Origin of the sequence: Williamsia sp. MIQD14, from assembly GCF_051025635.1 — a bacterium.
Lineage (GTDB): Bacteria > Actinomycetota > Actinomycetes > Mycobacteriales > Mycobacteriaceae > Williamsia_A.
This window is the reverse complement of sequence record NZ_JBPFDG010000006.1, coordinates 135,246-161,567: the sequence shown is the minus strand read 5'-3', so window position 1 is coordinate 161,567 and position 26,322 is coordinate 135,246. Positions and strand designations below refer to the sequence as shown.

The 26,322-nt window shown below is 69.3% G+C and carries 19 protein-coding genes and 2 tRNA genes; 13 read left to right on the top strand and 8 right to left on the bottom strand.

What is annotated here, in order from left to right; genetic code table 11:
* Positions 1 to 418: 418 nt before the first annotated feature.
* Together ACQ7HM_RS20665 and acpS are read left to right on the top strand one after the other, a co-directional pair.
* Positions 419 to 9,697, top strand: coding sequence for a fatty acid synthase subunit beta domain-containing protein (locus ACQ7HM_RS20665; RefSeq protein ID WP_434218107.1), 9,279 nt, complete (start codon positions 419 to 421; stop codon positions 9,695 to 9,697).
* Positions 9,694 to 10,095, top strand: a complete 402-nt coding sequence (gene acpS, locus ACQ7HM_RS20660) for a holo-ACP synthase AcpS (RefSeq protein ID WP_434218106.1) — start codon at positions 9,694 to 9,696, stop codon at positions 10,093 to 10,095. The genes ACQ7HM_RS20665 and acpS overlap by 4 nt, the downstream gene beginning before the upstream one ends.
* A gap of 4 nt (positions 10,096 to 10,099) precedes the next feature.
* Here the strand turns inward: acpS and ACQ7HM_RS20655 are convergent, their stop codons facing one another.
* On the bottom strand, positions 10,100 to 10,756 hold the full coding sequence (locus tag ACQ7HM_RS20655) for a TetR family transcriptional regulator (RefSeq protein ID WP_434218105.1): 657 nt from the start codon (positions 10,754 to 10,756) through the stop codon (positions 10,100 to 10,102).
* 19 nt (positions 10,757 to 10,775) lie between these two features.
* Positions 10,776 to 11,249 carry a thioredoxin-dependent thiol peroxidase gene (gene bcp, locus ACQ7HM_RS20650; RefSeq protein WP_434218104.1) on the bottom strand — a complete coding sequence of 158 codons (474 nt, stop codon included), beginning with the start codon at positions 11,247 to 11,249 and terminating at the stop codon, positions 10,776 to 10,778.
* 119 nt (positions 11,250 to 11,368) lie between these two features.
* On the opposite strand from bcp, the gene ACQ7HM_RS20645 reads away from it, so the two are divergent.
* Entirely contained in the window at positions 11,369 to 11,590 is a 222-nt protein-coding gene (locus tag ACQ7HM_RS20645; RefSeq protein ID WP_045822338.1) for a DUF3618 domain-containing protein, read from the top strand.
* Positions 11,591 to 11,662: 72 nt separating this feature from the next.
* Here the strand turns inward: ACQ7HM_RS20645 and ACQ7HM_RS20640 are convergent.
* Positions 11,663 to 11,738, bottom strand: a tRNA-Lys gene (locus ACQ7HM_RS20640).
* Between the two features lie 353 nt (positions 11,739 to 12,091).
* Between ACQ7HM_RS20640 and ACQ7HM_RS20635 the strand changes: the two genes are divergently transcribed.
* From ACQ7HM_RS20635 to ACQ7HM_RS20615, 5 genes are all read left to right on the top strand, one after another.
* The gene (locus ACQ7HM_RS20635; RefSeq protein WP_434218103.1) at positions 12,092 to 13,324 is read left to right on the top strand and encodes a L,D-transpeptidase; all 1,233 of its coding nucleotides are present in this window, start codon (positions 12,092 to 12,094) and stop codon (positions 13,322 to 13,324) included.
* A gap of 81 nt (positions 13,325 to 13,405) precedes the next feature.
* Positions 13,406 to 14,548, top strand: a complete 1,143-nt coding sequence (locus ACQ7HM_RS20630) for an acyl-CoA dehydrogenase family protein (RefSeq protein ID WP_434218102.1) — start codon at positions 13,406 to 13,408, stop codon at positions 14,546 to 14,548.
* A 103-nt stretch (positions 14,549 to 14,651) separates the two neighbouring features.
* On the top strand, positions 14,652 to 15,107 hold the full coding sequence (locus tag ACQ7HM_RS20625; RefSeq protein ID WP_434218101.1) for a MarR family winged helix-turn-helix transcriptional regulator: 456 nt from the start codon (positions 14,652 to 14,654) through the stop codon (positions 15,105 to 15,107).
* Between the two features lie 40 nt (positions 15,108 to 15,147).
* The gene (locus tag ACQ7HM_RS20620) at positions 15,148 to 17,325 is read left to right on the top strand and encodes an MMPL family transporter (protein ID WP_434218100.1); all 2,178 of its coding nucleotides are present in this window, start codon (positions 15,148 to 15,150) and stop codon (positions 17,323 to 17,325) included.
* Positions 17,315 to 17,926: a hypothetical protein gene (locus tag ACQ7HM_RS20615; RefSeq protein ID WP_434218099.1), complete on the top strand. Its 612-nt coding sequence runs from the start codon at positions 17,315 to 17,317 to the stop codon at positions 17,924 to 17,926. The genes ACQ7HM_RS20620 and ACQ7HM_RS20615 overlap by 11 nt, the downstream gene beginning before the upstream one ends.
* A 65-nt stretch (positions 17,927 to 17,991) precedes the next feature.
* Here ACQ7HM_RS20615 and ACQ7HM_RS20610 read toward each other — a convergent pair.
* Both ACQ7HM_RS20610 and orn read right to left on the bottom strand, forming a co-directional pair.
* Positions 17,992 to 18,067, bottom strand: a tRNA-His gene (locus tag ACQ7HM_RS20610).
* A gap of 83 nt (positions 18,068 to 18,150) precedes the next feature.
* Complete coding sequence (gene orn, locus ACQ7HM_RS20605) at positions 18,151 to 18,750, bottom strand: oligoribonuclease (RefSeq protein ID WP_434218098.1); 600 nt, start codon at positions 18,748 to 18,750, stop codon at positions 18,151 to 18,153.
* Positions 18,751 to 18,772: 22 nt separating this feature from the next.
* Here orn and ACQ7HM_RS20600 point away from each other — a divergent pair, with 22 nt between their 5' ends.
* The gene (locus ACQ7HM_RS20600) at positions 18,773 to 20,410 is read left to right on the top strand and encodes a helicase HerA-like domain-containing protein (protein ID WP_434218097.1); all 1,638 of its coding nucleotides are present in this window, start codon (positions 18,773 to 18,775) and stop codon (positions 20,408 to 20,410) included.
* A 217-nt stretch (positions 20,411 to 20,627) separates the two neighbouring features.
* Here the strand turns inward: ACQ7HM_RS20600 and cmrA are convergent, their stop codons facing one another.
* Genes cmrA through ACQ7HM_RS20585 form a run of 3 tightly spaced genes read right to left on the bottom strand, consistent with a single transcriptional unit; the run spans position 20,628 to position 24,074 of the window.
* Complete coding sequence (cmrA, locus tag ACQ7HM_RS20595) at positions 20,628 to 21,431, bottom strand: mycolate reductase (protein WP_434218096.1); 804 nt, start codon at positions 21,429 to 21,431, stop codon at positions 20,628 to 20,630.
* Positions 21,432 to 21,456: 25 nt separating this feature from the next.
* On the bottom strand, positions 21,457 to 23,487 hold the full coding sequence (locus ACQ7HM_RS20590) for an FAD-dependent oxidoreductase (RefSeq protein WP_434218095.1): 2,031 nt from the start codon (positions 23,485 to 23,487) through the stop codon (positions 21,457 to 21,459).
* Positions 23,484 to 24,074: a PadR family transcriptional regulator gene (locus tag ACQ7HM_RS20585; RefSeq protein ID WP_434218094.1), complete on the bottom strand. Its 591-nt coding sequence runs from the start codon at positions 24,072 to 24,074 to the stop codon at positions 23,484 to 23,486. The genes ACQ7HM_RS20590 and ACQ7HM_RS20585 overlap by 4 nt, the downstream gene beginning before the upstream one ends.
* 255 nt (positions 24,075 to 24,329) lie before the next feature.
* On the opposite strand from ACQ7HM_RS20585, the gene ACQ7HM_RS20580 reads away from it, so the two are divergent.
* The 4 genes from ACQ7HM_RS20580 to ACQ7HM_RS20565 all read left to right on the top strand — a co-directional run bounded on the left by ACQ7HM_RS20580 (position 24,330) and on the right by ACQ7HM_RS20565 (position 26,265).
* Positions 24,330 to 24,695 carry a DUF664 domain-containing protein gene (locus ACQ7HM_RS20580; protein WP_434218093.1) on the top strand — a complete coding sequence of 122 codons (366 nt, stop codon included), beginning with the start codon at positions 24,330 to 24,332 and terminating at the stop codon, positions 24,693 to 24,695.
* 51 nt (positions 24,696 to 24,746) lie between these two features.
* Complete coding sequence (locus ACQ7HM_RS20575; protein WP_434218092.1) at positions 24,747 to 25,343, top strand: DUF1707 SHOCT-like domain-containing protein; 597 nt, start codon at positions 24,747 to 24,749, stop codon at positions 25,341 to 25,343.
* 98 nt (positions 25,344 to 25,441) lie between these two features.
* Positions 25,442 to 26,122 (top strand): DsbA family oxidoreductase, encoded by a 681-nt coding sequence (locus ACQ7HM_RS20570; RefSeq protein WP_434218091.1) that lies wholly within the window; start codon positions 25,442 to 25,444, stop codon positions 26,120 to 26,122.
* Positions 26,119 to 26,265, top strand: a complete 147-nt coding sequence (locus tag ACQ7HM_RS20565) for a hypothetical protein (protein WP_434218090.1) — start codon at positions 26,119 to 26,121, stop codon at positions 26,263 to 26,265. The genes ACQ7HM_RS20570 and ACQ7HM_RS20565 overlap by 4 nt, the downstream gene beginning before the upstream one ends.
* The last annotated feature ends 57 nt before the right edge of the window (positions 26,266 to 26,322 follow it).

The window sequence follows — 26,322 nt, the reverse complement described above, 5'->3', positions numbered from 1 at the left end:
CGATAACGAGTTCACGAGGCGGTCGTCACCGGCGCCGACACGTCGCCGCAGTGCCGCCACGTGGGGGTTCGCGGGGAGCCGGGGGAGCGTCCGGAGGGACGGCCGAAGTTACCCGCGGGGTTACCCGCCGGTATACCCGGCGGTCACCCCAAAACATGAGGGATCCCTCATTTTCGTGTGCGACGATGGTTGTCGTGCCGCACCGGGTGGTCGGCGAGTACCCCTGGAGCACCGACGTCGTACCGCGGAATCGGAACTCCACCGACTCGACCCCACACCCGTTGCGCACCAGGCCCTTTCGACCGCCTCGACGACGAGACAGCGGTCAGCCGAACCGACACTTCCCGCCGCTGGAGACGACCCGCATCGCCGGGCCGTCGATGCCGTGGCACGCACCACCACATCGAGGAGATCATCAGTGACCGTTCACCAGTTCCGCAGCGGCCCCGGGGATTCGGCAGCATCGCACCGACCCGACGAGACCTTGATCAGCCGACTGCGGGCCGGTGACCGGTACGCGATCAGCTTCGGCGGCCAGGGGATCGCGTGGCTCCCGGCGTTGGCCGAACTGGTGATCGACGCCGAGCTCGACCGTTCGGTGGGGCAGATCGTCGACGCCGCCGAGCAACTGTTGGCTCCCGTCGCCGACGACCTCGCCGCCCAGCGCCCCGACGGCTTCCATCCCCTGAGCTGGGTCCACGCGCTCGGCGCCGACGAGCCCGTCCCCGCCGAGGCGATTCTCACCGGCGCGGCGCTGTCGGTCCCCGGCATCCTGCTGTCCCAGCTCGCCGCGGTCGCCGCACTGCGCAAGCAGGGGCTCGACACCGCCGAGATCCCGGCGCACACGGTCGTCGGCCACTCCCAGGGAGTCCTGGCCGTCGAAGCGCTCACCGACCACCACGGCACCACCGGCGGGCCGGGCGCGCTACTCGCCCTCGCCCACCTCATCGGCGCCGCCGGAGCCACCGTCGCACGCCGGGTCGGCCTGGCGTCGGCCTCGGACGGCGCGCCGATGATGTCGATCACCAACGTCGTCCCCGAGCGCATCGAGGACCTCCTCACCCGCTACCGCGCGACCATCGCCGCCACCGACCTGCACAACGCGCCCGCCCTGGCCATCCGCAACGGTCGCCGCTCGGTCGTGGTGTCGGGCTCACCGCGCCACCTCACCGCATTCGAGACGATGTGCGACGCGGTCGCCGCCGGCGAGGCCACCGACCGCAAGCGCAAGGTGATGGGCGGAGCTCCGTTCTCGCCCGTCTTCGACCGTCTGACCGTCGGCATCGCCTTCCACCACGCTGCCCTCGCACCCGCCCGCGACCTCGTCGTCGCCTGGGCCGGTCGCTGCGGCCTCGACACCGAGTGGGCCGCGCGTCTGGCCGACGCGGTCCTCGTCGACCCGGTCGACTGGGTGTCGACGCTCGACGCCGTCGCCGACTCCGGTGTGTCCTGGGTCCTCGACATGGGTCCCTCCGACGTGGCGACCCGGCTCTCGGTGCCCGTCCTGCGCGGTCGCGGTATCGGGTGCATCGCGGTCGGGCTGCGCGGGGGACAGCGGAACCTGTTCGCCCCCGGCGGCATCCCCGAGGTCGCGCAGCCGTGGTCGGCGTTCGCACCGACGCTGGCCGAGCTACCCGACGGCCGACGGGTCGTGGAGACGTCCTTCACCCGCCTCACCGGTCGGTCGCCGATGCTGCTCGCAGGGATGACCCCGACCACCGTCGATCCCGCCATCGTCGCCGCGGCGGCCAACGCCGGCCACTGGGCCGAGCTCGCCGGCGGCGGCCAGGTCACCGAGGCGATCTTCGCCGACAACGTGGCCCGGCTGACCGATCTCCTCGAGCCCGGACGTCAGGCGCAGTTCAACGCACTGTTCCTCGACCCCTACCTGTGGAAGCTGCAGCTCGGCGGCAAGCGCCTCGTGCAGAAGGCCCGCGCCGCCGGTGCCCCCATCGACGGTGTCGTGGTCTCGGCGGGCATTCCCGAGCTCGACGACGCGGTGGCCCTGGTCTCCGAGCTCGCCGAGGCCGGCATCCCCCACATCGCCTTCAAGCCCGGCACCGTCGAGCAGATCCGCGCGGTGGTCCGCATCGCCGCCGAGGTCCCCTCGCACCCCATCATCGTCCACATCGAGGGCGGTCGCGCCGGTGGACATCACTCGTGGGAGGACCTCGACGACCTGTTGCTGGCGACCTACGCCGAGCTGCGCTCGCGCACCAATGCCGTCATCTGCGTCGGCGGCGGCATCGGCACCCCGGAGCGGGCGGGTGACTACCTCACCGGCGCGTGGTCGCAGGCTCACGGCTACCCGGCGATGCCGGTCGACGGCATCCTGCTCGGCACCGTCACCATGGCCGCGCTCGAGGCGACCACCTCGCCCGCGGTGAAGCAGCTCCTCGTCGACACCCCCGGGTGCGACACCTGGATCGGTGCCGGCCACGCCGACGCGGGTATGGCATCGGGTCGCAGCCAGCTCGGCGCCGACATCCACGAGGTCGACAACTCCGCGTCGGCCTGCGGCCGTCTCCTCGACGAGGTCGCCGGGGACGCCGACGCCGTCGCCGCACGTCGCGACGAGATCATCGCCGCACTCGACCGCACCGCCAAGCCCTACTTCGGCGATGTCGCGTCGATGACCTACCGGCAATGGCTCACCCGCTACGCCGATCTCGCCGTCGGCACCGACCCGGGACCGTCGCCGGCGTGGGCCGACATCACCTGGCGACAGCGCTTCCTCGAGATGCTGCAGCGGACCGAGGCGCGCATGCACCCGGCCGACCGCGGAGAGGTCGCCACCGCGTTCGGTGACGACCGCGCCACCGACGCCCCGCACTCCGCGATCGACGTCCTCGGCAGCCTCTACCCGGCCATCGACGCCGACGTGCTGCACCCCGCCGACGTCGCGTTCTTCCTCGGGCTCTGCCGCACCCCCGGCAAGCCGGTCGCCTTCGTCCCCGTCGTCGACAAGGACGTGCGCCGCTGGTGGCGCAGTGATTCGCTGTGGCAGGCCCACGACCCGCGCTACGGCGCCGACGAGGTCTGCATCATCCCCGGACCCGTCGCGGTCGCCGGGATCACCACCGTCGACGAGCCGATCGGCGCACTGCTCGACCGTTTCGAGGCACACGTGGCCGGCGACATCGCCGCCGCCGGCGCACAGCCGACCGCGGTGAGCAGCCGTCTGCGTCGCGGACTCGTGAACGGCGGAGGTGTGCTGGCCGACGTCATCGAGACCGACACCGTGCTGTGGGCCGGACGCATCGTCGCCAACCCCATCGCCCTGCTGGGCGATCGCGCGGCGTGGACGCTGCTCGACCCGGACAGGTTCGACACCGACGGCGTCACCACCGAGGGCTCCCGTCGTGCCGAGCACGAGCCGACCGGTTCGGTGCTCGAACGCACCGATGACGGTGTGGCGCTCACCGTCCCGATCGCGACGACCCGCGTGAGGATCGCGATGACCGTCGACGCCTCCCTCGCCGACGGCGGCAGCCCCGAGGTGTCCCTCGACGCCGCGGCCGCCGCCATGGGCGCGATCCTCGGTGTCGCCGCGGGCCACGCTCTGCCCGAGGTGGTCGACGGTGTCGCGACCACCACCGTCGGATGGACCGCCGACCTGCCCGCCGACCATTCGGCCGTCACCGCCCACACCCTGCCCGGCCACCTCTCGGCGTCGGTGCCCACGGGCAGTGCGGGATTCGCCATCCCCGACACGCTCGTCGGGCTGACGTGGCCGAGTGTGTTCGCCGCCATCGGCGCCGCCCGGACCCCCGCGGGGACCCCCGTGGTCGAGGGCCTGCTCGACCTGGTCCACCTCGACCACGCCGTCGCGACGGCCGCCGTCCTGCCGCGGGTGGACACCGACCTCGTCGTCGTCGCCCGCACCGGTGACGTCGTCGACACCGACCTCGGACGCGTCGTGGAGGTGTTCGTCGACATCACCGGCGACGCCGGTCCCGTCGCGTCTATGACCGAGCGGTTCGCCATCCGCGGCCGCCTCGGCGACGGCTCGCTCGCCGACCCCGTCCGCGCAGGCGGGGCGATCGACACCGAGACGACCGCCACGCGCAAGCTCCTGCGCTCGGCCACCGTCACCGCGCCCGCACGGATGCACGGCTTCGCCGCCGTCTCCGGCGACCGCAACCCCATCCACACCGATGCCAACGCCGCCCGCCTCGCCGGGCTGGGGGAGCCGATCGTGCACGGGATGTGGCTCTCCGCCGCCGCCCAACACGTAGCCACCGCAACCGATTCCGCGCAGCCCGTGCCGGCCGCACGGCCCCTGCTGGGCTGGACCGCGCGCTACATGGGCATGGTCCGCACCGGCGACCGCGTCACGATCCGAGTCGACCGTGTGGCCCTCGACCACGGCTGCGAGGTCGTGGAGGTCACCGCCAAGGTCGACGACGCACTCGTCATGACCGCCACCGGTCGTCTCGCCGCCCCGCGCACCGTCTACGCCTTCCCGGGCCAGGGCATCCAGAGCGCGGGCATGGGACTCGACGCCCGCAGTCGGTCGAAGGCCGCCCGAGAGGTGTGGGACCGCGCCGACGCGCACACCCGTGCCGCGCTGGGCTTCTCGATCCTCGCGGTCGTGCGCGACAACCCGACGACCCTCGTCGCCAACGGCACCACCTACAACCACCCCGACGGCGTCCTGTTCCTCACCCAGTTCACGCAGGTCGCCATGGCGACCCTGGGCGTGGCACAGATCGCCGAACTGACCGAGTCGGGTGGGTTCGTCACCGACGCCATCACCTGCGGACATTCGGTGGGCGAGTACAACGCTCTCGCGGCTTGCGCAGGTGTGTTGCCGCTCGAAGCCGTCCTCGAGGTCGTGTTCCAGCGCGGTGAGGCCATGCATCATCTCGTGCCCCGGGACGCCGACGGCCGCAGCGATTACCGCCTCGCGGCGATCCGTCCGAGCCAGATCGGACTCGTCGACGACGACGTCGTCGCCTTCGTCACCGAGGTCGGCGCGCAGTGCGGCGAGTTCCTCGAGGTGGTCAACCTCAACCTGCTCGGATCGCAGTACGCCATCGCGGGCACCGTTCGCGGACTCGAGGAGCTCGAGGCCGAGATCGACCGTCGCCGTGCGCAGTTCGGCGGCAAGCGGGCGTTCATCCTCATCCCCGGCATCGACGTCCCGTTCCACTCCACCGTGCTGCGTGCCGGCGTCCCCGAGTTCCGTCGCCGCCTGCAGGAACTGCTGCCGGAGTCGTTCGACCCCGACGTCCTCATCGGCCGATACGTGCCGAACCTGGTGCCCCGTCTGTTCACCCTCGACCGCGACTTCGTCGCCGAGATCGCCGCACTGGTGCCCTCGGACCCGCTCGACGAGGTCCTGGCCGACTGGGAGGCCCGCAGCGCGGACCGCACCGCCCTGGCCCGCACGGTGCTCATCGAGCTGCTCGCCTGGCAGTTCGCGAGTCCCGTCCGGTGGATCGAGACCCAGGACCTGCTGTTCTCGCCGCGGGAGACCGGTGGTCTGGGCGTCGAGCGCTTCGTCGAGGTCGGTGTGAAGTCCGCGCCCACGCTGGCCGGACTCGCCGCCAACACGCTCAAGCTCGACGACTACGCCGGGGCCACGGTCCAGGTCCTCAACCTCGAACGCGACGACCAGGTGGTCCTCGCCCTTGACGCCGACCCGGAGCCCGAACCCGAGGAGTCCGGGCCCGAGGAGTCCGGGCCCACCGGTACCGACGCACCCGTCGCGTCCGCGCCCGCCGCGCCCGCTGTGGCCGTCGCGGCGCCGGCGGCGTCGTCCGGCCCGCGTCCCGACGACATCGCATTCGTCCCCGCCGACGCGGTCGCGGCGGTCATCGCACTGTGGACCAAGATGCGCCCCGATCAGATCGGCGCCGCCGACACCATCGAGGCGTTGTGCGACGGTGTCTCGTCGCGGCGCAACCAGCTGCTGCTCGACATCGGTGGCGAGCTGGGGCTCGGCGCCATCGACGGTGCGGCCGAGGCCGACATGGGGGCGCTGGCCACCACCGTCAACAGCCTCGCCCGCGGCTACAAGCCGTTCGGCGCGGTCCTCGGCGACGCGATCACCGACCAGCTGCGCAAGGTGGTCGGCCCGCTCAACAAACGCCCGTCCTATGTGTCCGACCGCGTGTCGTCGGTGTGGCAGCTCGGCCCCGGGTGGGCGCTGCACGCCACCGTCGCGGTCGCGCTCGGCAGCCGTGAGGGCGTCAGTGTGCGCGGCGGCGATCTCGGTGGGTTGTCGTCGGGTCCGATCGGCGGTCTCGACGCGCTCGACGCGGTGATCGACGCGGCGGTCGCCGAGGTCGGTGCGCGTCGCGGCGTCAGCGTCGCCAAGCCCTCGGCCGAGGCCGGCGGCGGGGGCACAGTCGATCTCGCCGCGCTCGGCGATCTCACCGAACAGTTCACGGGACGCTCCGGTGCCCTGGCGAGCGCCGCCTACGCGATCCTCGACAAGCTCGGTCTGAACACCGTGGCGACCGCCGAGACCGACGACGAGGCCGACCGTGGCCAGGCGGTCGTCGACCGTGTGAGCGCCGAGCTCGGCCCGGACTGGATGCGTACGGTCGCCCCGACCTTCGACGAGCGAACCACCGTGCTCATCGACGACCGGTGGGCCTCGGCGCGTGAGGATCTCGCGCGTCTGTGGGTGACCGACGAGCATGAACTCGACACCGATTTCGAGCGGATCACCGGTCGTTTCGCCGGTGCCGGCGACGCGGTCGCCCACCACGCGACGTGGTGGCAGGGCAAGGCGCTGCACGCGGCCTACCCGGTGCACGCCCGCACCTACTCCCACATCGCCCACGCCGCACAGGATCCCGCGCCCGGTCGCTGGACCGACGAGATCGCGGTCGTCACCGGCGCCAGCGCCGGATCGATCGCGGCCGCCGTCGTCGCCAAGCTGCTCGGTGGCGGCGCCACGGTCATCGCGACGAGTTCGCGACTCGACTCCGACCGCATCGCCTTCTTCCGGAAGCTGTACCGCGACAACGCGCGTGACGGTGCGGCACTCTGGCTCGCCTCGGCCAATATGAGCTCGTACACCGACGTCGACGACCTCGTGGCCTGGATCGGTGCGGAGCAGACCGAGAACCTCGGTGGCACCACCGGCGTCGTGAAGCCCGCGATGAAGCCGACGCTGCTGTTCCCGTTCGCCGCGCCGCGCGTGGCCGGCGACCTCACCGACGCCGGTGGTCGCGCCGAACTCGAGATGAAGGTGCTGCTCTGGTCGGTGGAACGTCTCATCGCCGGACTCGGCGCCCTCGGCGCCGACCACGATCTCGCCGCGCGCCTGCACGTGGTGCTCCCGGGGTCGCCCAACCGCGGAATGTTCGGCGGCGACGGCGCCTACGGCGAGAGCAAGGCCGCCCTCGACGCCCTCGTCACCCGGTGGGGTGCCGAGGAGTCGTGGAACTCCACCGTGACCCTCGCCCATGCGCTCATCGGGTGGGTCCGCGGGACCGGGCTCATGGGTCACAACGACGGCATGGTCGCCGCCGTCGAGGCCGCCGGGGTCCGTACCTGGGCCACCGAGGAGATGGCCGACGAACTGCTGGGCCTGTGTGTGCCGCAGGCACGTACCGCGGCGCGCGAGAAGCCCGTCGTCGCCGACTTCACCGCCGGCCTCGATCCCGCGTCGATCGACCTCAAGGCCCTCGCCGCGGCTGCGGCGGCGCAGGTGGCCCCGGCCGACGAGGTCGCCGAGACCACGCCGCCCACGGTGGCCGCGCTGCCGGCGCCCGCGCGCGCCGCGGCGGTCACCACCCCGGCCTGGCCCGCCCTCGACGTCGCACCCGAGGATCTGGTCGTCATCGTCGGCGCCGGCGAGCTCGGCCCCTACGGCAGCGCGCGCACACGCTTCGAGATGGAGGTCGACGAGGAGCTCTCGGCGGCCGGCGTCCTCGAGCTGGCGTGGAACACCGGGCTCATCGTGTGGGAGGAGACCCCGAAGCCGGGGTGGTACGACACCGAGTCCGGTGATCCCGTGCACGAGAGCGAGATCGCCGATCGCTTTCACGACGCGGTCGTCGAACGCTGCGGCATCCGCCGCTACGCCGACGAGGGCGCGATGGTCGACAACACCTCGCCGCTGTTGACGTCGGTCTTCCTCGACGAGGATCTGACCTTCGGTGTGTCCTCCGAGGAGGAGGCGCGCGCCTTCGCCGCATCCGATCCGGAGAAGACCTCGGTCACCCATGACGGTGAGACCGGGGAGTGGACGGTCACCCGACGGGCCGGCACCGAGATCCGCGTCCCGCGCCGATTCACGCTGAGTCGCACCGTCGGTGGGCAGATCCCCACCGGGTTCGACCCGACACGCTGGGGCATCTCGGCGGACATGGCCGAATCGGTCGACCGGGTCGCGCTGTGGAACCTCGTCGCGACCGTCGACGCGTTCCTCGGTTCGGGCTTCGAGCCGTCGGAGCTGATGCGGTGGGTGCACCCGGGTCTGGTCGCCAACACCCAGGGCACCGGTATGGGCGGCATGGAGTCGATGCGCTCGCTTTACATCGACACCCTGCTCGGTGAGTCGAAGGCCAACGACATCCTCCAGGAGGCGCTGCCCAACGTCGTCGCCGCGCACGTGGTCCAGTCCTACATCGGCAGCTACGGCGCGATGATCCATCCGGTCGCCGCCTGCGCGACGGCCGCGGTGTCTGTCGAGGAGGGCGTCGACAAGATCAAACTGGGCAAGGCGCTGTTCGCAGTCGCCGGCGGATTCGACGACCTCGGCATCGAGGGGATCGTCGGCTTCGGTGACATGTCGGCCACCGCCGACTCGGCGAAGATGGCCGCCCGCGGGATCGATCCGCGGCGCTTCTCCCGCGCCAACGACCGCCGACGTGGCGGGTTCGTCGAATCACAGGGCGGCGGAACGATTCTGCTGGCCCGTGGCGACGTCGCCGCGGAGATGGGCCTGCCGGTCCTCGGTGTGGTCGCGTGGGCCCAGAGCTTCGGCGACGGCGTGCACACGTCCATACCGGCCCCCGGGATCGGTGCCCTGGGTGCCGCGCGTGGTCGCGCCGGGTCGCCGATGGCGACGGCGCTCACCGCCCTCGGCGTCAGCGCCGACGACGTCGCGCTGGTCTCCAAGCACGACACCTCCACCAAGGCCAACGACCCCAACGAGGCCGATCTGCACGAGCGTCTCGCCGGCGCACTGGGTCGCAACGACGGCGCCCCGCTGTTCGTGGTGTCGCAGAAGTCGCTGACCGGTCACGCCAAGGGCGGTGCGGCGGCGTTCCAGCTCATCGGCCTGTGCCAGATGCTGCGCGACGGGGTCATCCCGCCGAACCGGAGCCTGGACTGTGTGGACGAGACCATGCGGAAACACGATCACCTCGTGTGGGTGACCGAGCCCCTGCGACTGGGGGAGCGGTTCCCGCTGAAGGCGGGTCTGCTGACGAGTCTCGGATTCGGTCACGTGTCGGGGCTCATCGCGGTGGTGCACCCGGAGGCGTTCGTGCAGAGTCTCGATCCCGCTGCGCGCGAGGACTATCGACGACGTGCCGCCGAGCGTGGCCGTGTCGGGGCGCAGCGGATGCTCGAGGCGATGTGCGGTGGAGACGCCCTCTATCGTCGCCCCCCGAACCGTCGACTCGGTGACGCCGGGGTCGACTCCGAGCGTGAGGCGGCCCTGCTGCTCGACGAGAGCACGCGTCTCGACGCCGACGGCAACTATCCGTCGGTGGTCGGCGCGCCGTGACGGTGATCGGGGTCGGGATCGACGTGGTGTCGATCCCCGAGTTCGCCGATCAGCTCGCGCAGCCGGGCACGACGTTCGCCGATCGGTTCACCGTCGGCGAGCGGCGCGACTCGGCGGCGGGCACCGCCGAGGACGCCCGCCACCTCGCGGGGCGGTGGGCCGCGAAGGAGGCCGTGATCAAGGCGTGGTCGGTCAGTCGGTTCGCCCGGTCGCCGGTCATGGGCGAGATCCGCCACAGCGACATCGAGGTCGTCACCGACACCTGGGGTCGTCCGGCGATACGCCTCGGCGGGGAGATCGGACGGCACCTCGAGGGGTCGACGGTGCACATCTCGCTGACCCACGACGGATCGATCGCGGCCGCGGTGGCCGTCCTGGAGGACGAACCGGCGAGCTGAGGGGTCAGCCCGCGGGGCCGTCCTCGAGGAGCAGGTAACCGCCGAGCATGCGTTTGAGTTCGGCGACGGTGCGTGCATGGTCGTGGCCGTCCTGCACCGAGAAGCTCAACAGCGAATACGCCGTGTGCACCAACACCTCCGACATCATCACCCGTCGCGTGCGTTGGCTGGGGGTGAGCGGGGCGATGATGCGCGCCACCTGATCGGCGATGGCACGTTCGTGGATCGTCGCGGTCGCCCGGGTGGCCGGCGTCGACTGCACGGCGAGCCACACCGCGCGCCGTGACGGGTCGTCGCGCCACAGGGCCGCGAGGTGGTCGATGAACTTGTCCAACAGGCGGATCCAGTCCAGTGAGGGGATCTCCGCGGCGAACGCGGCCAGTTCGTGCTGGACGCCGACGGCGTCCTGGCGATCGAGCTCGCAGACGATCACGTACTTGTTCGCGAAGTACTGGTAGAGCGTGCCGATCGGGACGTCGGCGCGCGACGCGATCTCCTCGCACGTGAGGGATTCGAAGCCGACCTCGATCAGCAGCGAGCGCGCCTCGACGAGCATCGACTCGAAGCGGCGGCGGCTGCGCTCCTGCGTCGGGCGTTTCCGCGGGACGAGCGGCTCGGGCGGTGAGGCGCCGCGGTGCGTGGCGCCTCTCGCGTCGGGCATCTCCTTGTCGGCCGTGCGCTCAGACCGACAGGTCGCGACGGAGCTTGGCGACGTGTCCGGTGGCGCGCACGTTGTACTGCGCGACCGCGATGGTGCCGTCGGGATCGACGAGGAAGGTCGAGCGGATGACGCCGGTGACCGTCTTGCCGTACATCGTCTTCTCGCCGAACGCACCCCACTCGGTCAGCACCCTCTTGTCGGGATCGGAGAGCAGCGGGAAGGTCAGCGACTCCGCGTCGCGGAATGTCGCGAGCTTCTCCGGCTTGTCGGGAGAGATGCCCAGGACCGCGATGCCGGCTCCGTCGAGTTCGGCGAGGTTGTCGCGGAAATCGCAGGCCTGCTTGGTGCAACCGGGCGTCGAGGCGGCGGGGTAGAAGTAGACGATGACCTGCCGGCCGAGGTGGTCGGACAGGGAGACGGGGTTCCCGTCGGCGTCGGGCAGGGTGAACGCGGGGGCCGGGTCGCCGGCCTGCAGGCGCTTGCTGGTGGTCACGTCGAGTCACGGTAGTCGACCCTTTCGGTGGCGACCCCGGCTCGGTCGCCGACGCGGTGAACTACCGTGAGGGGACAACCGACTCGAACCCTGAGTACATCGACCCAGATGGAGGACCTGTGGCACGGGATACCGACAGCATCGAACGTGACATCGCCCGTGCGCGCGAAGAGCTCGCGTCGACCCTCGACACCCTCGCGGTGCGGGCCAACCCGCAGCGACTCGCCGAGGATGCGAAGAACGGCGTGCTGGCCACCCTCAACGCGCCGGCCATCAAGTTCCCGCTCATCGGCGTGGGCGTGATCGTGGTGGCTCTGACCCTGAAGAAGCTCGTCAGCTGATCGTCGCCCGCACCGGCGGCACAACGACAAACGGCACCGCATCCGAATCGGATGCGGTGCCGTTTGCTTGTGTGGTGCGCCATCAGGGACTCGAACCCCGAACCCGCTGATTAAGAGTCAGCTGCTCTGCCAATTGAGCTAATGGCGCGTGCTTCGTGCGAGAAGGAACATTAACAGGTCGGGAGCGTCGGACGAAAATCGTGTCCCGCCGGTCACGGATCGGCCTCGATGACGTGGCCGGTGCTCGCCTGGCTCCCCGACCTCCGGACGTCTCGTACACTGAGTTCACCGAGCCGACACCCCGCCCGTGAACCCTGTGATCTCCTGCGGATCGCGACGGTGCGCGGGCCGTACAACGAGGTGACGACCCCGACGGGGTCGATGGCATCAGCGAGTCGTGACAGCGAGGTCCGGCCGCGTCGGTTCGGCGAGAGACCGCGGCGGCCTACTGCGCGTCGGCGCCACACAGTACAAGTGCGAGAAACGATTTCGGGAGTGGACATGAAGTTCGGTTGGGTCGACGGCGGGCGTTCACGATGGGTGGCCGCATCGTTGTCGGTGTGTGCGGTGGGCGTGTTGGGCGCCTGTTCGGCCGGAACCGCGGCCCCGACCTACAGCAATGCGGTCGGCGCGTCGGCCGGGATCGACGACATGTTGCGCCCCCAGATCTCGGTGACCGGGCTCTCGGGGCAACCACTTCTCGATCGCGCTGTCGGTGTCCAGCCGGGCGCCCCGGTCCGTGTGACCTCCCGATCGGGTCAGCTCACCGACGTCCGCATCCCCAAGGCCGACGGCGGCATGGTGGCCGGCGCGTACAACGCCGACCGCACGGTGTGGACCAGCACCGAGCCGTTCGGCTACGACCGCACCTACACGTTGTCCGCCGACGTCGCCGGTATCGCCGGGACCAACTCCACGAAGCTGTCGTTCACGACCCGCGCGCCGAACAACCTGACCCAGGCCTACGTGCTGCCGGACAACAACTCCACGGTGGGGATCGGTCAGCCGGTCGCCGTCCGCTTCGACGAGCCGATCACCGACCGCAAGGCCGCCCAGAACGCGATCAGCGTGACCACGAACCCTCCGGTGGAGGGCGCGTTCTACTGGCTCAGCGACTCCGAGGTGCGGTGGCGTCCGCAGAACTACTGGCAGCCCGGCACCAAGGTCAACGTCAAGGTGAACACCTACGGCATCGATCTGGGCAACGGACTGTTCGGCCAGGAGAACCAGAACCTGAACTTCACCATCGGACGGTCGCTGGTCGCGACCGCCGACGACCGCACCAAGCAGGTGTCGGTGGCCATCAACGGCAAGGTGGTCCGCACCATCCCCACCTCGATGGGCAAGGACAGCACGCCCACCAATCGGGGCGTCTACATCGTCGGCGACCGTCTGCCGTCGATCGTCATGGACTCCTCGACGTACGGCGTCCCGGTCAACTCGCCCGGTGGATACCGCGAGACGGTGTACTTCGACACGCAGATGTCCTACAGCGGCATCTACCTGCACGCGGCGCCGTGGTCGATCGGCGATCAGGGTGTCGACAACGTCAGCAACGGGTGTCTGAACGTGTCCCCGGAGAACGCGGAGTGGTTCATGAACACCGCGCTGCGAGGCGACATCGTCGAGGTCAAGAACACCGTCGGCGACGTGCTGCCCGGTACCGACGGCCTCGGCGACTGGAACATCCCCTGGGACGTGTGGAAACGCGGCAACGCGGGCGACCAGTCGTAGGACCCTCCCGTCACTGCCATTCCTCAGTGTTACGCTCTGCGTTGACACTGTTGCGACCGAGTGGTCGCAGGAAGGCACACGATGACCGAGCGTTCCCCCTGGGCCACCGACGATCTCGACGACCTGCGCAGCATGACCAGGTCGTTCATGGAGCGCAACGTCGCTCCCAACGTCGACAAGTACATCGAGCAGCACCACGTCGACCGTGACCTGTGGAACCAGGCCGGCGAACTCGGTCTGCTGTGCATGTCGATCCCCGAGGAGTACGGCGGCGGTGGCGGCACCTTCGCCCACGAGTCGATCCTGATCGAGGAGCAGGCGCGTATCGGCGACTCGTCGTGGGGCGTGAGCCTGCACAACGGGATCATCGCGCACTACCTGCTGGCCTACGGCTCGGAGGACCAGAAGCAGCACTGGCTGCCGAAGATGGCCTCGGGTGAGGTGGTGGGTGCGATCGCGATGACCGAGCCCGGTACCGGTTCGGACCTGCAGGCCATCACGACCAAGGCGATCCGCGACGGCGACGAGTACGTCATCGACGGCTCGAAGACGTTCATCACCAACGGTTCCCAGGCGGATCTCATCATCGTGGTAGCCAAGACCGACACGAGCGAGGGCGCCAAGGGCATCTCGCTGGTGCTCGTCGAGGGCGATCGCGACGGGTTCCGGCGCGGACGTGTGCTGGACAAGATCGGTCAGCGCGGACAGGACACCTCCGAGCTGTTCTTCGACGGGGTTCGCGTGCCGACCTCGAATCTGCTCGGGACCGAGGAGGGCCAGGGTTTCATCCAGCTCATGCAGCAGCTGCCCCAGGAGCGCCTCATCATCGCCGTCGCCTCGGTGGCCGGGATGGAGTCGGCGGTCGCCCAGACCATCGCCTACACCAAGGACCGCAAGGCATTCGGGCGCCCGGTGTTCGGGTTCCAGAACACGAAGTTCACCCTCGCCGAGGCCGCGACCGAGACCCACATCGCGCGGGTGTTCGTCGACGACTGCATCGTCAAGCATCTCGAGGGCAAGCTCGACATCCCGACGGTCGCGATGGCGAAGTGGTGGACCACCGACAAAGCCATGGATGTTCTCGACGAGTGCCTCCAGCTGTTCGGTGGCTATGGCTACATGAGCGAGTACCCGATCGGACGAATGTGGGCCGACGCCCGTGTCCAGAAGATCTACGCAGGCACCAACGAGATCATGAAGGAGATCATCTCGCGGTCGCTGTGATCGGTTCCCACGATCGCCGGGGCGGTTCGACCCACAGGGTCGGGCCGCCCCGTGTTGTTCGAACCCCTTCTCGGGATGACAGGTTCCTGTTACCGTCGGCGATGTGCCCCCGCCCGCGCCGAAGTGGAGCAACGACGACATCGCGGCCCTGCCCGCATGGACGCTCGTGCAGGCCTACCACCCGGTCGCGCGCAGGTTCTCGGAGATATTTGCCGCAGAACAACTCTCGCCGGTGCAGTTCGGCGTCCTGATCCAGCTCGAGGCGACCCCTGGCATCAGCCAGGCCGAACTCGCCAGACGCATACTCGTCCGCCAGCAGAGCATGGCGGAACTCCTCGCCGGTCTCCTCGAGCGAGATCTTCTCCGACGCGACGCCGACAACCGCCGGGGACGCGCGATCCCGATCCACCTCACCGACGCGGGTCGGTCGCTCGTCGGACGTGCCGGTGACGCGGTCGCGGCCTTCAACAGGCCTCGCAATCTCGGTCTCGGCGACGACGAGGCCGAGCAGCTGAACCTGCTCCTGCACAAGTTGATCGAGGCGTCGCGACGATGGTGACGCACGCGCCGGCCGCGCAGACACCCGGGATGGAGATCTGATGGAACGATTCGCGCGTCTCGTGGTGAGCAACCGTCGATGGGTGATCGCGGCATGGATCCTGTTGACGGCGCTGGGTGGTTTCGGTGCCTCGCAGGCGGTGTCGGCCCTGAGCTACGAATTCAGCCTGCCGGGGCAGTCCGGGTACGAGACGAACGTCGACATCGTCGAGCAGTTCGGGTCCGGTGGTCCCGCCGGTCCGGTGCTCCTGGTCGTCGGCGACCGGGAGCGTCCGGCGACCGACGCAGCCGGTGAGGGGGTAACCGACGCCGCGCGGGCCGCGGTGCCCGGTGCACGCATCGCATCGTTCGTCGACGAGCCGGCGCTGCGATCGGCCGACGGCCTCGGCGTGGTGATGGTCTACCCGAGGCAGTCGGGCGGGGCCGAACCCTACGGAGCCGCACTGCCCGCGTTGCAGGGTGTCGCCTCGGACACCTCGGCTCGGCTGGGGGTCCCGGTGGCGGTCACCGGCGCCGACGCGTTGGCGGCCGCGGGTGGGGGCGGGGGAGTCGACATCCTGGCCGAGACCATCTTCGGCGGTGTGGGCGCCCTGGTGGTGCTGGCGCTCGTGTTCGGTTCCTTCCTCGCGTTGATGCCCATCGCCGTCGCGGTCGCATCGATCCTCACGACATTCCTGATCCTGTGGGGTCTCACCGCCATCACCGATGTGTCGTTCATCGTGCAGTACCTGCTCGCCCTCATCGGGCTGGGCGTCGCCATCGACTACGCCCTGCTGATCGTCACACGGTGGCGCGAGGCGCGCGGTGACGGACTCGACGACGTGGCCGCCGTGCAGCACGCGGTGGTCACGGCCGGTCGGTCGGTGCTGTTCTCCGGTCTCACCGTCGCGGTCAGCCTGGCCGCCCTCATCGCCCTGCCGGTGCCCTTCCTCCGCTCGATCGGGTTCACCGGACTGCTGATCCCGCTCATCAGCGTGGCGGCGTCCCTCACTCTGCTCCCTGCACTCCTGGTGGTCGCCGGACGTCGTCTGGAGTGGCCGCATCGCCGCTCCACCAGCCCCGACAGCCGACTGTGGAAGCGCGTGGGGACCACGGTGGTCCGACGCCGGTGGCTCTCGACCGTCGTCGCCGCGGCCGTCCTCGTGGTGCTCGCGCTGCCACTTCTGGGTCTCAACCTGTCCGATCCGACGAACGAATCCCTCGCGTCGCGCGGGGGACCCGCCGGCGCCGCGATCACGGCAGTGACCGACAGCGGTCTGGGCGCGGGGATCACCAAGCCCGTCGAGGTGCTCACGACATCGCCGGACCGGGTGCTCGCGGCGGTGAGGTCGGTTCCGGGTGTCGCCGCGGCGATCAGCCCCGGGCAATGGGCGAGTGGTGACCGGAGGATCGTCGACGTGTGGACACGCGACGACGTCTCCACCACCGCGGGCGCCGACGCCGCCGCAGAGGTACGGACGGCCGCGGAGCGTACCGGTGCCTCCGTGGGGGGCGCGGCCGCGCAGAACGCGGACTTCATCTCCGCGGTCTACGGGAACGCCTGGTGGATCATCGGTCTGATCGTGCTGGTGACGTTCGCGCTGCTCGCGCGCGCATTGCGATCGGTCGTTCTGCCGTTGAAGGCGTTGGTGCTCAACGTCGTGTCGCTGGCCGCGGCCTACGGGATCACGGTGTTCATCTGGCAGGACGGGTTCGGGACCGAGCTCCTGTTCGATCAGCAGGCCTCGGGCGCGATCACGGTGTGGATCCCGATCGCGGTGTTCGCGTTCCTCTTCGGGTTGTCGATGGACTACGAGGTGTTCCTGCTCAGTCGGATTCGCGAGGAGTACGACGCGGGCGCCGACACCGACACGGCCACCGTCACCGGCCTCACCCGGACCGGCCGACTCGTGACGTCAGCTGCGTTGATCCTGTTCCTGGCCTTCATCTCGCTGTCGCGGGTCCCGGCCACCGACGTCAAGATCCTCGCCACCGCGTTGGCGCTCGGCATCATCATCGACGCGACCATTGTGCGTGGGGTACTCGCACCGGCGCTCGTCGCGGGGCTGGGTCGGGCCAACTGGTGGGCGCCCTGGTCACGCTCGGCGACCCCCGCCCCGGTTCCGGCATCGGTTCCGGCGTCGGCGTCGGCCGACGCCGCTGGGCACCCCCGGCACGCGGGTGGGGTGACGAGCTTCGAGGAGTGGTGCCGGCAGGTGGCCGAACGTCATGACGACTGACGGCCGGAAACCAATGTCCGAAAATAAACTTGGTGCGATTGACGCATTGATCGCAGCTGTGGCGCCACCGCCGAGCGGAGGCGTCGCCGATGTCGATTGGACCAGGTTCGAGAAGGCACTCGGTTTCGCCGCGCCCGTCGACTATCGGGAGATCGTCGGACGATACGGAGTGGGGCAGTTCTCGGGTGAGTTCTACGTTTTCGCTCCCGGCGGGTCCACAGGACAGGACGTCTACGAGGAGTCCGCGACGTTCCTCGACATCATCGGTGACCCGACCTGGCAAGAATCGGTGGATGCGCTGGGCACGCAGTGGTTGCATCCGGACGGCTCTCGGACCGCGATAGACCTCGTGGGGGGCGAGGCGGCGTTCCAGCCGTGGGGAGGAGGTTCGGGCGGTGGGTACGGGTATTGGCACACGATCGGCGACGATCCGAACGGTTGGCCTGCGGTCTACACCGACCTCGCCGGTGTGTGGCTCTACGACCGGGACGGTCTGGCTTCTCTGCTCCTGGCCGCCGTGAGTGGGAGGTTTCCCGCCGACGCGGTTCACCCCTCTGTGTCCGAAGAACCCGAGTTCATTCTGTTCGAGAGCTACCACTAGCGGCACCCGAGGCGTTGCCGACCCAGAGGAAAAAAGTGGGAGGGCCGTGACGGCCCTCCCACCTGTGGGGTGGATGACGGGACTCGAACCCGCGACAGCCAGGATCACAACCTGGTGCTCTACCAACTGAACTACATCCACCGTAGGTTCCGGTCACCCGGAACCAGGAGCCCACTCTATCCGGTCGCGTGTCGGCAAGACCAATCGGTTTGCGTGCGCGTGTCTCAGGCGTCGCCGAGATCGGTGACGATCTGGCTGATGACGCTGGTGTCGGGGCCGGGCGCAGCGACGAACGCGGTCTGCCGGTAGTACTTCAGTTCCCGGATCGACTCGCGGATGTCGGCCAGCGCGCGGTGCGACAGGCCCTTCTCGGGCTGGCCGAAGTAGATGCGCGGATACCAGCGCCGGGCGAGTTCCTTGATCGAGCTCACGTCGATCATGCGGTAGTGCAGGTAGGTGTCCAGTGCCGTCATGTCGCGGGCGATGAAACCGCGGTCGGTGGCGATGGAATTGCCGGCCAGAGGAGCCGCGCCCGAGGAGGTGACGTGCTTGCGGACGTAGTCGAGCACCATCTTCTCGGCCTCGGGGACCGTGATCGTCGACGCGCGGACCTCGTCGGTCAGGCCCGAGGCGGCGTGCATCTTCTTCACGACGTCGGGCATCGCGTCGAGGTCGGCATCGTCGGCGTGTATGACGACGTCGACACCGTCGCCGAGGATGTTGAGGTCGCTGTCGGTCACCAGCGCCGCGATCTCGATCAGCTTGTCGCTCTCGAGTCGCAGACCGGTCATCTCACAGTCGATCCATACGAGTTTGTCCTGCACCCGACAACCTTAGCCAACCCCGATGGCGGCGCTATGGTGTTGGGCGGACGCGTGCCGCCGCCCGGGGGACGCCGGGCGGGAGGAACCCACTGTGACCGAAGCGACCGACGCACCATCACCCGCCGCCGAGATCGCCGCGGGCTATCGATTCGAGGGTGCGGCTCTCGAACTCGGTGCGGTCAGCGTCGACGGTGTCATCGATCCCACAGCGCAGGTGCGCATCCCGCTGGCGATGATGAACCGGCACGGGCTGATCGCCGGCGCGACCGGCACCGGCAAGACCAAGAGCCTGCAGGTGATCGCCGAACAGCTTTCGGCCGCAGGGGTTCCCGTGGTGATGGCGGATGTCAAGGGCGACCTGTCGGGCCTGTCGGCGCCCGGGCAGCCCGGCGACCGGATCACCAAGCGGGCAGGCGAGATCGGCGACACGTGGGCCCCCGCGGCCCACCCGTGTGAGTTCGTCTCCCTCGGCACCGAGGGCATCGGGGTCCCGATCCGCGCGACGATCACCTCGTTCGGTCCCATCCTGCTCAGCAAGGTGTTGGGCCTGAACGCAACCCAGGAATCGACGCTGGGCCTGATCTTCCACTGGGCCGACGGCAAGGGGCTGGCGCTCCTCGACCTCAAGGATCTCCGCGAGGTCATCGCGCATCTCACCAGCGACGAGGGCAAAGCCGACCTCAAGGGCATCGGCGGGGTGTCGTCGGCGACCGCCGGAGTGATCCTGCGGGCGTTGACCAACCTCGAGGCCGAGGGCGGCGACACGTTCTTCGGCGAACCCGAGATCGAGCCCGGTGACCTCCTGCGCCTCGATCCCGACGGCAAGGGCATCATCACGCTCTTCGAACTGGGGAGCCAGGCCGCCCGACCCGCGCTGTTCTCCACGTTCCTGATGTGGATCCTGGCCGACCTGTTCGAGTTCCTTCCCGAGGCCGGTGACATCGACAAGCCCAAGTTGGTCTTCATCTTCGACGAAGCGCATCTGTTGTTCAGCGATTCCTCGAAGGCGTTCGTGGAACAGGTCGAGCAGACGGTGAAGCTCATCCGCTCGAAAGGTGTCGGGGTGTTCTTCTGCTCGCAGCTGCCCACCGACATCCCCAACGAGGTGCTCTCGCAGCTCGGCGCCCGCATCCAACATGCGTTGCGCGCCTTCACCCCTGACGACCAGAAGGCCCTGTCGAAAACGGTGCGCACCTATCCGACCTCGACGGCCTACGACCTCGAGAAGGCCCTGACGTCACTCGGGATCGGCGAGGCGATCGTGACGGTGCTCTCCGAACGCGGCGCGCCGACTCCTGTGGCGTGGACGGTCATCCGGCCCCCGCGCTCGCTGATGGACACCATCGGTGAGCCGGCGATCACCGCCGCGGCCACCGCGAGCCCTCTGCACCAGAAGTACGGGACGTCGATCGACCGCGAGTCGGCCTACGAACTGCTGACCGCGAAAGTGCTCGCCCCCGAGCCCACGCCGCAGGAGACGCCCGCCGCACCTGCCCCATCGGCCCCGGCGCCTGCTCCGAAGCCGGCGAAGGACGAACCCGGTGTCGTCGCCGAGGTGCTGGGCAACGCCGCGGTGAAGAGCTTCCTGCGCTCCGCGGCCTCGGCCGCCGGTCGCGAGATCACCCGATCACTGTTCGGCGCGGGAAAGCGGCGTCGATAGCGACGTTTCGTCGTCCAGCACGACCACGCCGACTGGGCCGTCGTGTGCGTCGAGTGGGCGCAACGCGATGCACGTCTGCATCGGCTCGTCGATCCGTTTGCTGATCGAGTCCTCACGACGCGAACGTCGGCCCAGTCGGTGCGAACGTCGGCCCAACCAACGGGAACGTCGGCCCAGCAGGCGATCCTCGTGTGCAGTCAGGAGTCGTCGGTGGGGATCAGTCGCCGAGCTTCTTGTAGAAATTGCCGACGATCGGGGCCACGATCTTGCGGGGGGTGTACCCGCCGGCCACCGACATCGCCTTCGACAGCACGCCGGGGACAACACGCATCTTGTTGCGCGCCAACGCGTCCAGGCTCAGGCGTGCGACACCCGCGCTGTCGTCCCACAGGAATCCCGGAACCATCTTGTCGACGATGCTCGCCTCGTCGGGGGAGGGCTCCTCGGTGCGCACGGGGCCGGGCGCCAACAGCGTCACGTGGACGCCCTGCGCGGCGACCTCGCCGCGCAACGACTCGCTGAAGGTGTTCACGAACGCCTTCGACGCGGCGTAGGTCGCGTTGTTCGGGATCGGCATGTTGCCCGCCGCCGACCCGACCATGAGGATGCCGCCGGCGCCGCGCGCCACCATCTGCGGCAGCACCGCCAATGTCAGCTCGTGGACCGCGGTGGCGTTGAGCCGCAACTGCGCCCGCTCGTAGTCGTGGTCGAGATCGATGATCGCGCCGAAGGTCGCGATACCTGCGTTGTTGCACAGGATCGAGATCTCGCGGTCGGCGAGCTCGGCGCACAGGATCTCCAGCGAGCGGATGTCGGACAGGTCGACCGCGCGCACCTCGACGGTGATCCCGTGCTTCGCCCGCATCTTCTCGGCGGTCTCCTCGAGGATCTCGCCGCGCCGGGCCACCAGGATGAGCGAGTGGCCGCGGCGGGCGAGTTCCCAGGCGAGGGCCTCACCGATGCCGGACGAGGCACCGGTGACGACGGCGCGGGCGGACGCGGACGGTGTGGGAAGGGCCATGGGAGCAGATGGTATCGGTGCAGTCCTAGAGGGAGGCGGCCAGCTCGGTGCCCTGGCGGATGGCGCGTTTCGCGTCGAGCTCGGCGGCCACGTCGGCTCCGCCGATCACGTGCGTGGCCACCCCTGCCTCGGTGAGGGGGTCGAGGAGATCGCGCACCGACTCCTGGCCTGCGCAGACCACCACGGTGTCGACGGCGAGGACCCGTGAGGGGGTGTCGGAATCGGGGAAGCTGATGTGCAGCCCGTCGTTGTCGATGCGGTCGTAGCGCGCACCGGAGATCTGCTCGACGCCCTTCATCTTCACCGACGCGCGATGTACCCAGCCGGTGGTGAGGCCGAGGCCCTTACCCTGTCCACCTGTTTTGCGCTGCACCATGTAGACGGTCCGCACCGGCGGGATCGGCCGGGGCTTGGTGACGAATCCCGGGGTGGTGAGGTCGTCGGTCACGCCCCACTCCTGCTCCCATTCCTTGATGTCGAGTGTGGGGGAGTCGGTGACCGTGAGGAACTCGGTGACGTCGAAGCCGATGCCGCCGGCCCCGACCACCGCGACGGTCGTGCCGATCTCGCGGTGACCGAGCACGGCGTCGGCGTAGGTGACGACCGACGGGTGGTCGATGCCGGGGATGTCGGGGATACGGGGCACCACGCCGGTCGCGACGACCACCTCGTCGAAGCGTTCGGCGATCAGCTCGTCCGCGGTGGCCTTGGTCGACAGGTGCACGGTGACTCCGAGTACCTCGAGGCGACGGGTGTAGTACCGAATCGTCTCGCCGAACTCCTCCTTCCCGGGGATCCGTGCGGCGATGGCGAACTGGCCACCGATCGCCGATCCGGCCTCGTAGAGGTCGACGCGGTGCCCGCGCTCGGCCGACGACACCGCCGCGGCCAGACCGGCCGGCCCGGCGCCGATGACCGCGACCCGCTTGGTGTGTCGGGTCGGCGACAACGTCAGCAGCGTCTCGCGACCGGCGCGGGGGTTGAGCAGACACGACACCTTCTTGCCGACGAAGGCGTGGTCGAGGCAGGCCTGGTTGCAGCCGATGCAGGTGTTGATCTCGTCGGCGCGACCGTCTCGGGCCTTGTTGGAGAACTCGGGGTCGGCCAGCATCGGGCGAGCCATCGAGATGGCATCGACCCGTCCGCGCCGGAGGATCTCCTCGGCGACCTCGGGGGTGTTGATGCGGTTCGAGGCGATGAGCGGGATCGACACCTCGTCACGCAGGCGCTCGGTGAACCGCACGAACGCCGCCCGCGGGACGGAGGTGGCGATGGTGGGGACCTTCGCCTCGTGCCAGCCGATGTCGGTGTTGATCGCGCTCACCCCGTGGGCCTCGAGAGCCCGCGCCAGGCCCGCGATCTCGTCCCAGGTCTGTCCGCCTTCGACGAGGTCGGCGATGGACTGTCGCATGATGATGGGGAAGTCGGGACCCACGCGCGAGCGGATCTCGTCGATGATCGCGAGGACGATGCGCTGGCGGTTCTCGGTGCTGCCACCCCACTTGTCGGTGCGGGTGTTGGTGCGCGGACACAGGAACGTGTTGAGCAGGTAGCCCTCGCCACCCATGATCTCGACCGCGTCGTATCCGCCCTTGCGGGCCAGCACCGCGCATCGCCCGTAGGAGCGGATGACATGCCGGATCATGAGGTCGGTCATCTTGATGGGCTTGAACGGGTGGACCGGTGACTTCTCCCATCCGACACTGAGTTTGAAGGGTGTGTAGCCGTAGCGGCCGGCGTGGAGGATCTGCATCGCGATGCGCCCGCCCTCGGCGTGTACCGCGCCGGTGATGCGACGGTGTCGACGCGCCTCGAGGCGGTTGGTGAGCTTGCCGCCGAAAGGCAACAGGAGGCCGGTGCGGGTGGGCGCGAAGCCGCCGGTGATGATGAGCGAGACGCCGCCGCGTGCCCGTTCGGCGTAGTAGGCCGCGAGCCGTTTGGTGTCCCAGGCGCGCTCTTCGAGGCCCGTGTGCATGGAACCCATGACGATGCGGTTGCGCAGCGTCATCGGCCCGATCATCAACGGCTCGAACAGGTTCGGGTAGTGCTCGTTCATCGTGCGACCTCTACTTCGTCGGGGGCTGTGGTGGGGGAGTGTTCACGGGAGCGTTCGGCGGTGAGTGCGTCGAGGACCTCGTCGAGCCATTCGACGAAACCGCGTTCGGTGCGGATGCCGCCGCGCAGCACGAGATGTTGATGGAGGCGTCGCCCGTGCCGTTCGCCGCCGGATGCGGCGTCGCGTTCGGCGAAGGACTCGTAGAGGCGGAGGTTCTCGGCGTGGGTGTCGCGGTGTCGGGTGATCTCGGCGAGGAGGTCGTCGAGATCGCCGTGCTCGGCGGCGCGGAGTTTGACGCTGAGCTCGTCGCGGAGGCGGGGGATGGGTGCGGGATGTGACACCCACTCGCGCAACGCATTCCGACCCGATGGCGACAGGGTGTAGACCTTCTTGTCCGGGCGGGAGTCCTGGGCGACCGCCTCGAACTCGACGAGTCCGTCGTCGTGCAGCTTCTTCAACGTCCGATAGATCTGCTGATGGGTCGCCGACCAGAAGTAGCCGATGGAGCGCTCGAACTGGCGGCCGATCTCGTACCCCGTACCGGGTCGTTCGGCGAGCGATACGAGAATCGCGTGCTCCAGTGCCATGTCCGAACCCTAATACGCAACGACACACTGTGCAACAAAGTGCATAATCGGTCTGAATGCGCTCGCTTTAGGCTGCACGCATGACCGATGGTGACGTCCGCGACCGCAGTGAGCCCGCTTTCGACGCGGGTGAGGTCGAGACCCTGCGCGCATTCCTGGCCTACCAACGGGCCACGTTCGCGTGGAAGTGCGAGGGACTCGACGCCGACGCGTTGGCGACGACGTGTCGCCGCCTCGTCGATGACCCTGGGCGGGATGATCAAACACCTCGCCTTCGTCGAGACCCAGTGGGTGACACATCGACTCGCCGGCCGCCCGATGCCGCAGCCGTGGGCGGCAGCGGACTGGGCGGCCGATCCCGACTGGGACTGGACCTCGGCCGCCGACGACACCCCCGACGAGCTGTGGTCACTGTGGCGCCACGCGGTCACCGAGTCCGAGGCTCTCATCGACACCGCACTGGCGACGATCGGTATCGAGGGTCTGGCGACCATCGCCCGCGGCGACGGGGCGCTTGTCGGCGTCCGGTGGTTGCTGGTCCACCTGATCGAGGAGTACGCGCGTCACAACGGGCACGCCGATCTCATCCGCGAGGCGATCGACGGTCGCGTCGGGGAATGACGACCTTTCGGCCGACGCCGGGGATGTCCGTTCCGGACTAGCCTGACGCCCATGGTCGGACAGCCCGACGACGCGATCCGCGTCGGTAACCCCGAGCGCGAGCGCGCCATCACCCACCTCAACGACGCCTTCGCGACGGGATACATCGACATCGGCGAGTTCGAGGAGCGGTCGGGGCGGGTGTACGAGGCCCGGACGCGCGGCGATCTGCGGTCGGTCCTCGAGAACCTGCCCATCGCCGCGAGGTTGTTCCCCGACACCGCCGTCGCCGCGGCGACCGGTGCCCCGCCGGTCCCGACACGACCGGTGGAATTCGACGCCAACTGGGAGACAGTGCGTCGCAAAGGGGTCTGGGACGCACCGCCGAACATCCTCGTCACCGGGACGATGGGCACCGTCGACCTCGACTTCACGAACGCGATGATCCCGTCGGCGACGGTGACGGTGCAGCTGCAGGTCTCGGCCATGACGGTGAAGCTGCGTGTGGGGCCCGATCAGGAGATCCGACGGACAGGGCTGACCACCAGCGGGATGTCGAGCGTGAAGGACAAGGCCGGCGCCCCGACGCGCCCCGGCGGTGCCGTCATCGACGTCATCGGCTCGATCTCGGCGATGACGGGACTGACGATCCGCCGGACGGGCGCCTGACCCCCGCGCTGCTCGCAGATCACGCACCTCGAAGTGCCTTTTGTAGGCCTCCGCGAGCACACTCATGATGGTGTTACGCACTATCAGTGAGGTGAAGGATGAACGAACAGGACACCACGCGCCCGGACCGTCCGGTGAGCGTCGAGATGTGGTCGGACCTGGGCTGTCCCTGGTGTCACATCGGCAAGCATCGCCTCGAACGGGCGATCGCGGCACGACCGGACGCGGAGCGATTCGTGATCAGGCTGCGGTCGTTCGAGCTGAACCCGGACGCGTCGCGAACCCCGGAGACGATCGAGACCGCCTTCCGCCGCTCGCACGGCGGCGACGCGGAGACGGTGCTGCGGGCCGAGAAACACATCCAGGCGCTCGCGCTGCGGGAGGGTCTGTCGTTCTCCGTGGACCGCCGCAACGCCAACACCGGCGACGTCCACCGCGTCACGCATCACGCCGAGGAGGCGGGACGGGGGCGAGAGTTCTTCTCGCTCGTGCAGGACCGGTTCTTCGCCGGGGACATCGACCCCTTCGACCCCGAGGTGCTGGTGCAGATCGCCGTGGAGGTCGGGCTGTCGCGCGAGCGGGTCCGAGAGGTGCTCGCCGGAGACGAGTACGCCGAGGCTGTCCGAGCGGACAGGAGGGAGGGCCGGGAGCTGGGCGCGCAGGGCGTTCCGTTCGTGGTGGTCGACGGTCGTCTCGCAGCCTCGGGTGCGCAGTCCGTCGATGCGTACGCACGCATGCTCGACCAGGCCGTCCCGACCGTGTCGGCGGGTGTGGCGTGAGCAACGAGGACACCGCGCGACCGCTCCTGCAGATGATCGGCGACGCGGTTGCCGGGTTGTGCGATCCCGACGACGGCATGTGCGCACTGCCCGCCGCGGCCGAGACCGCCTCTCGCACCGACGATCCCGACGACCGGGCATAACGACCGCCACCGTCGGACCCACCTGCGACCACCCGTCTCGCGGCACACCGCGGACAC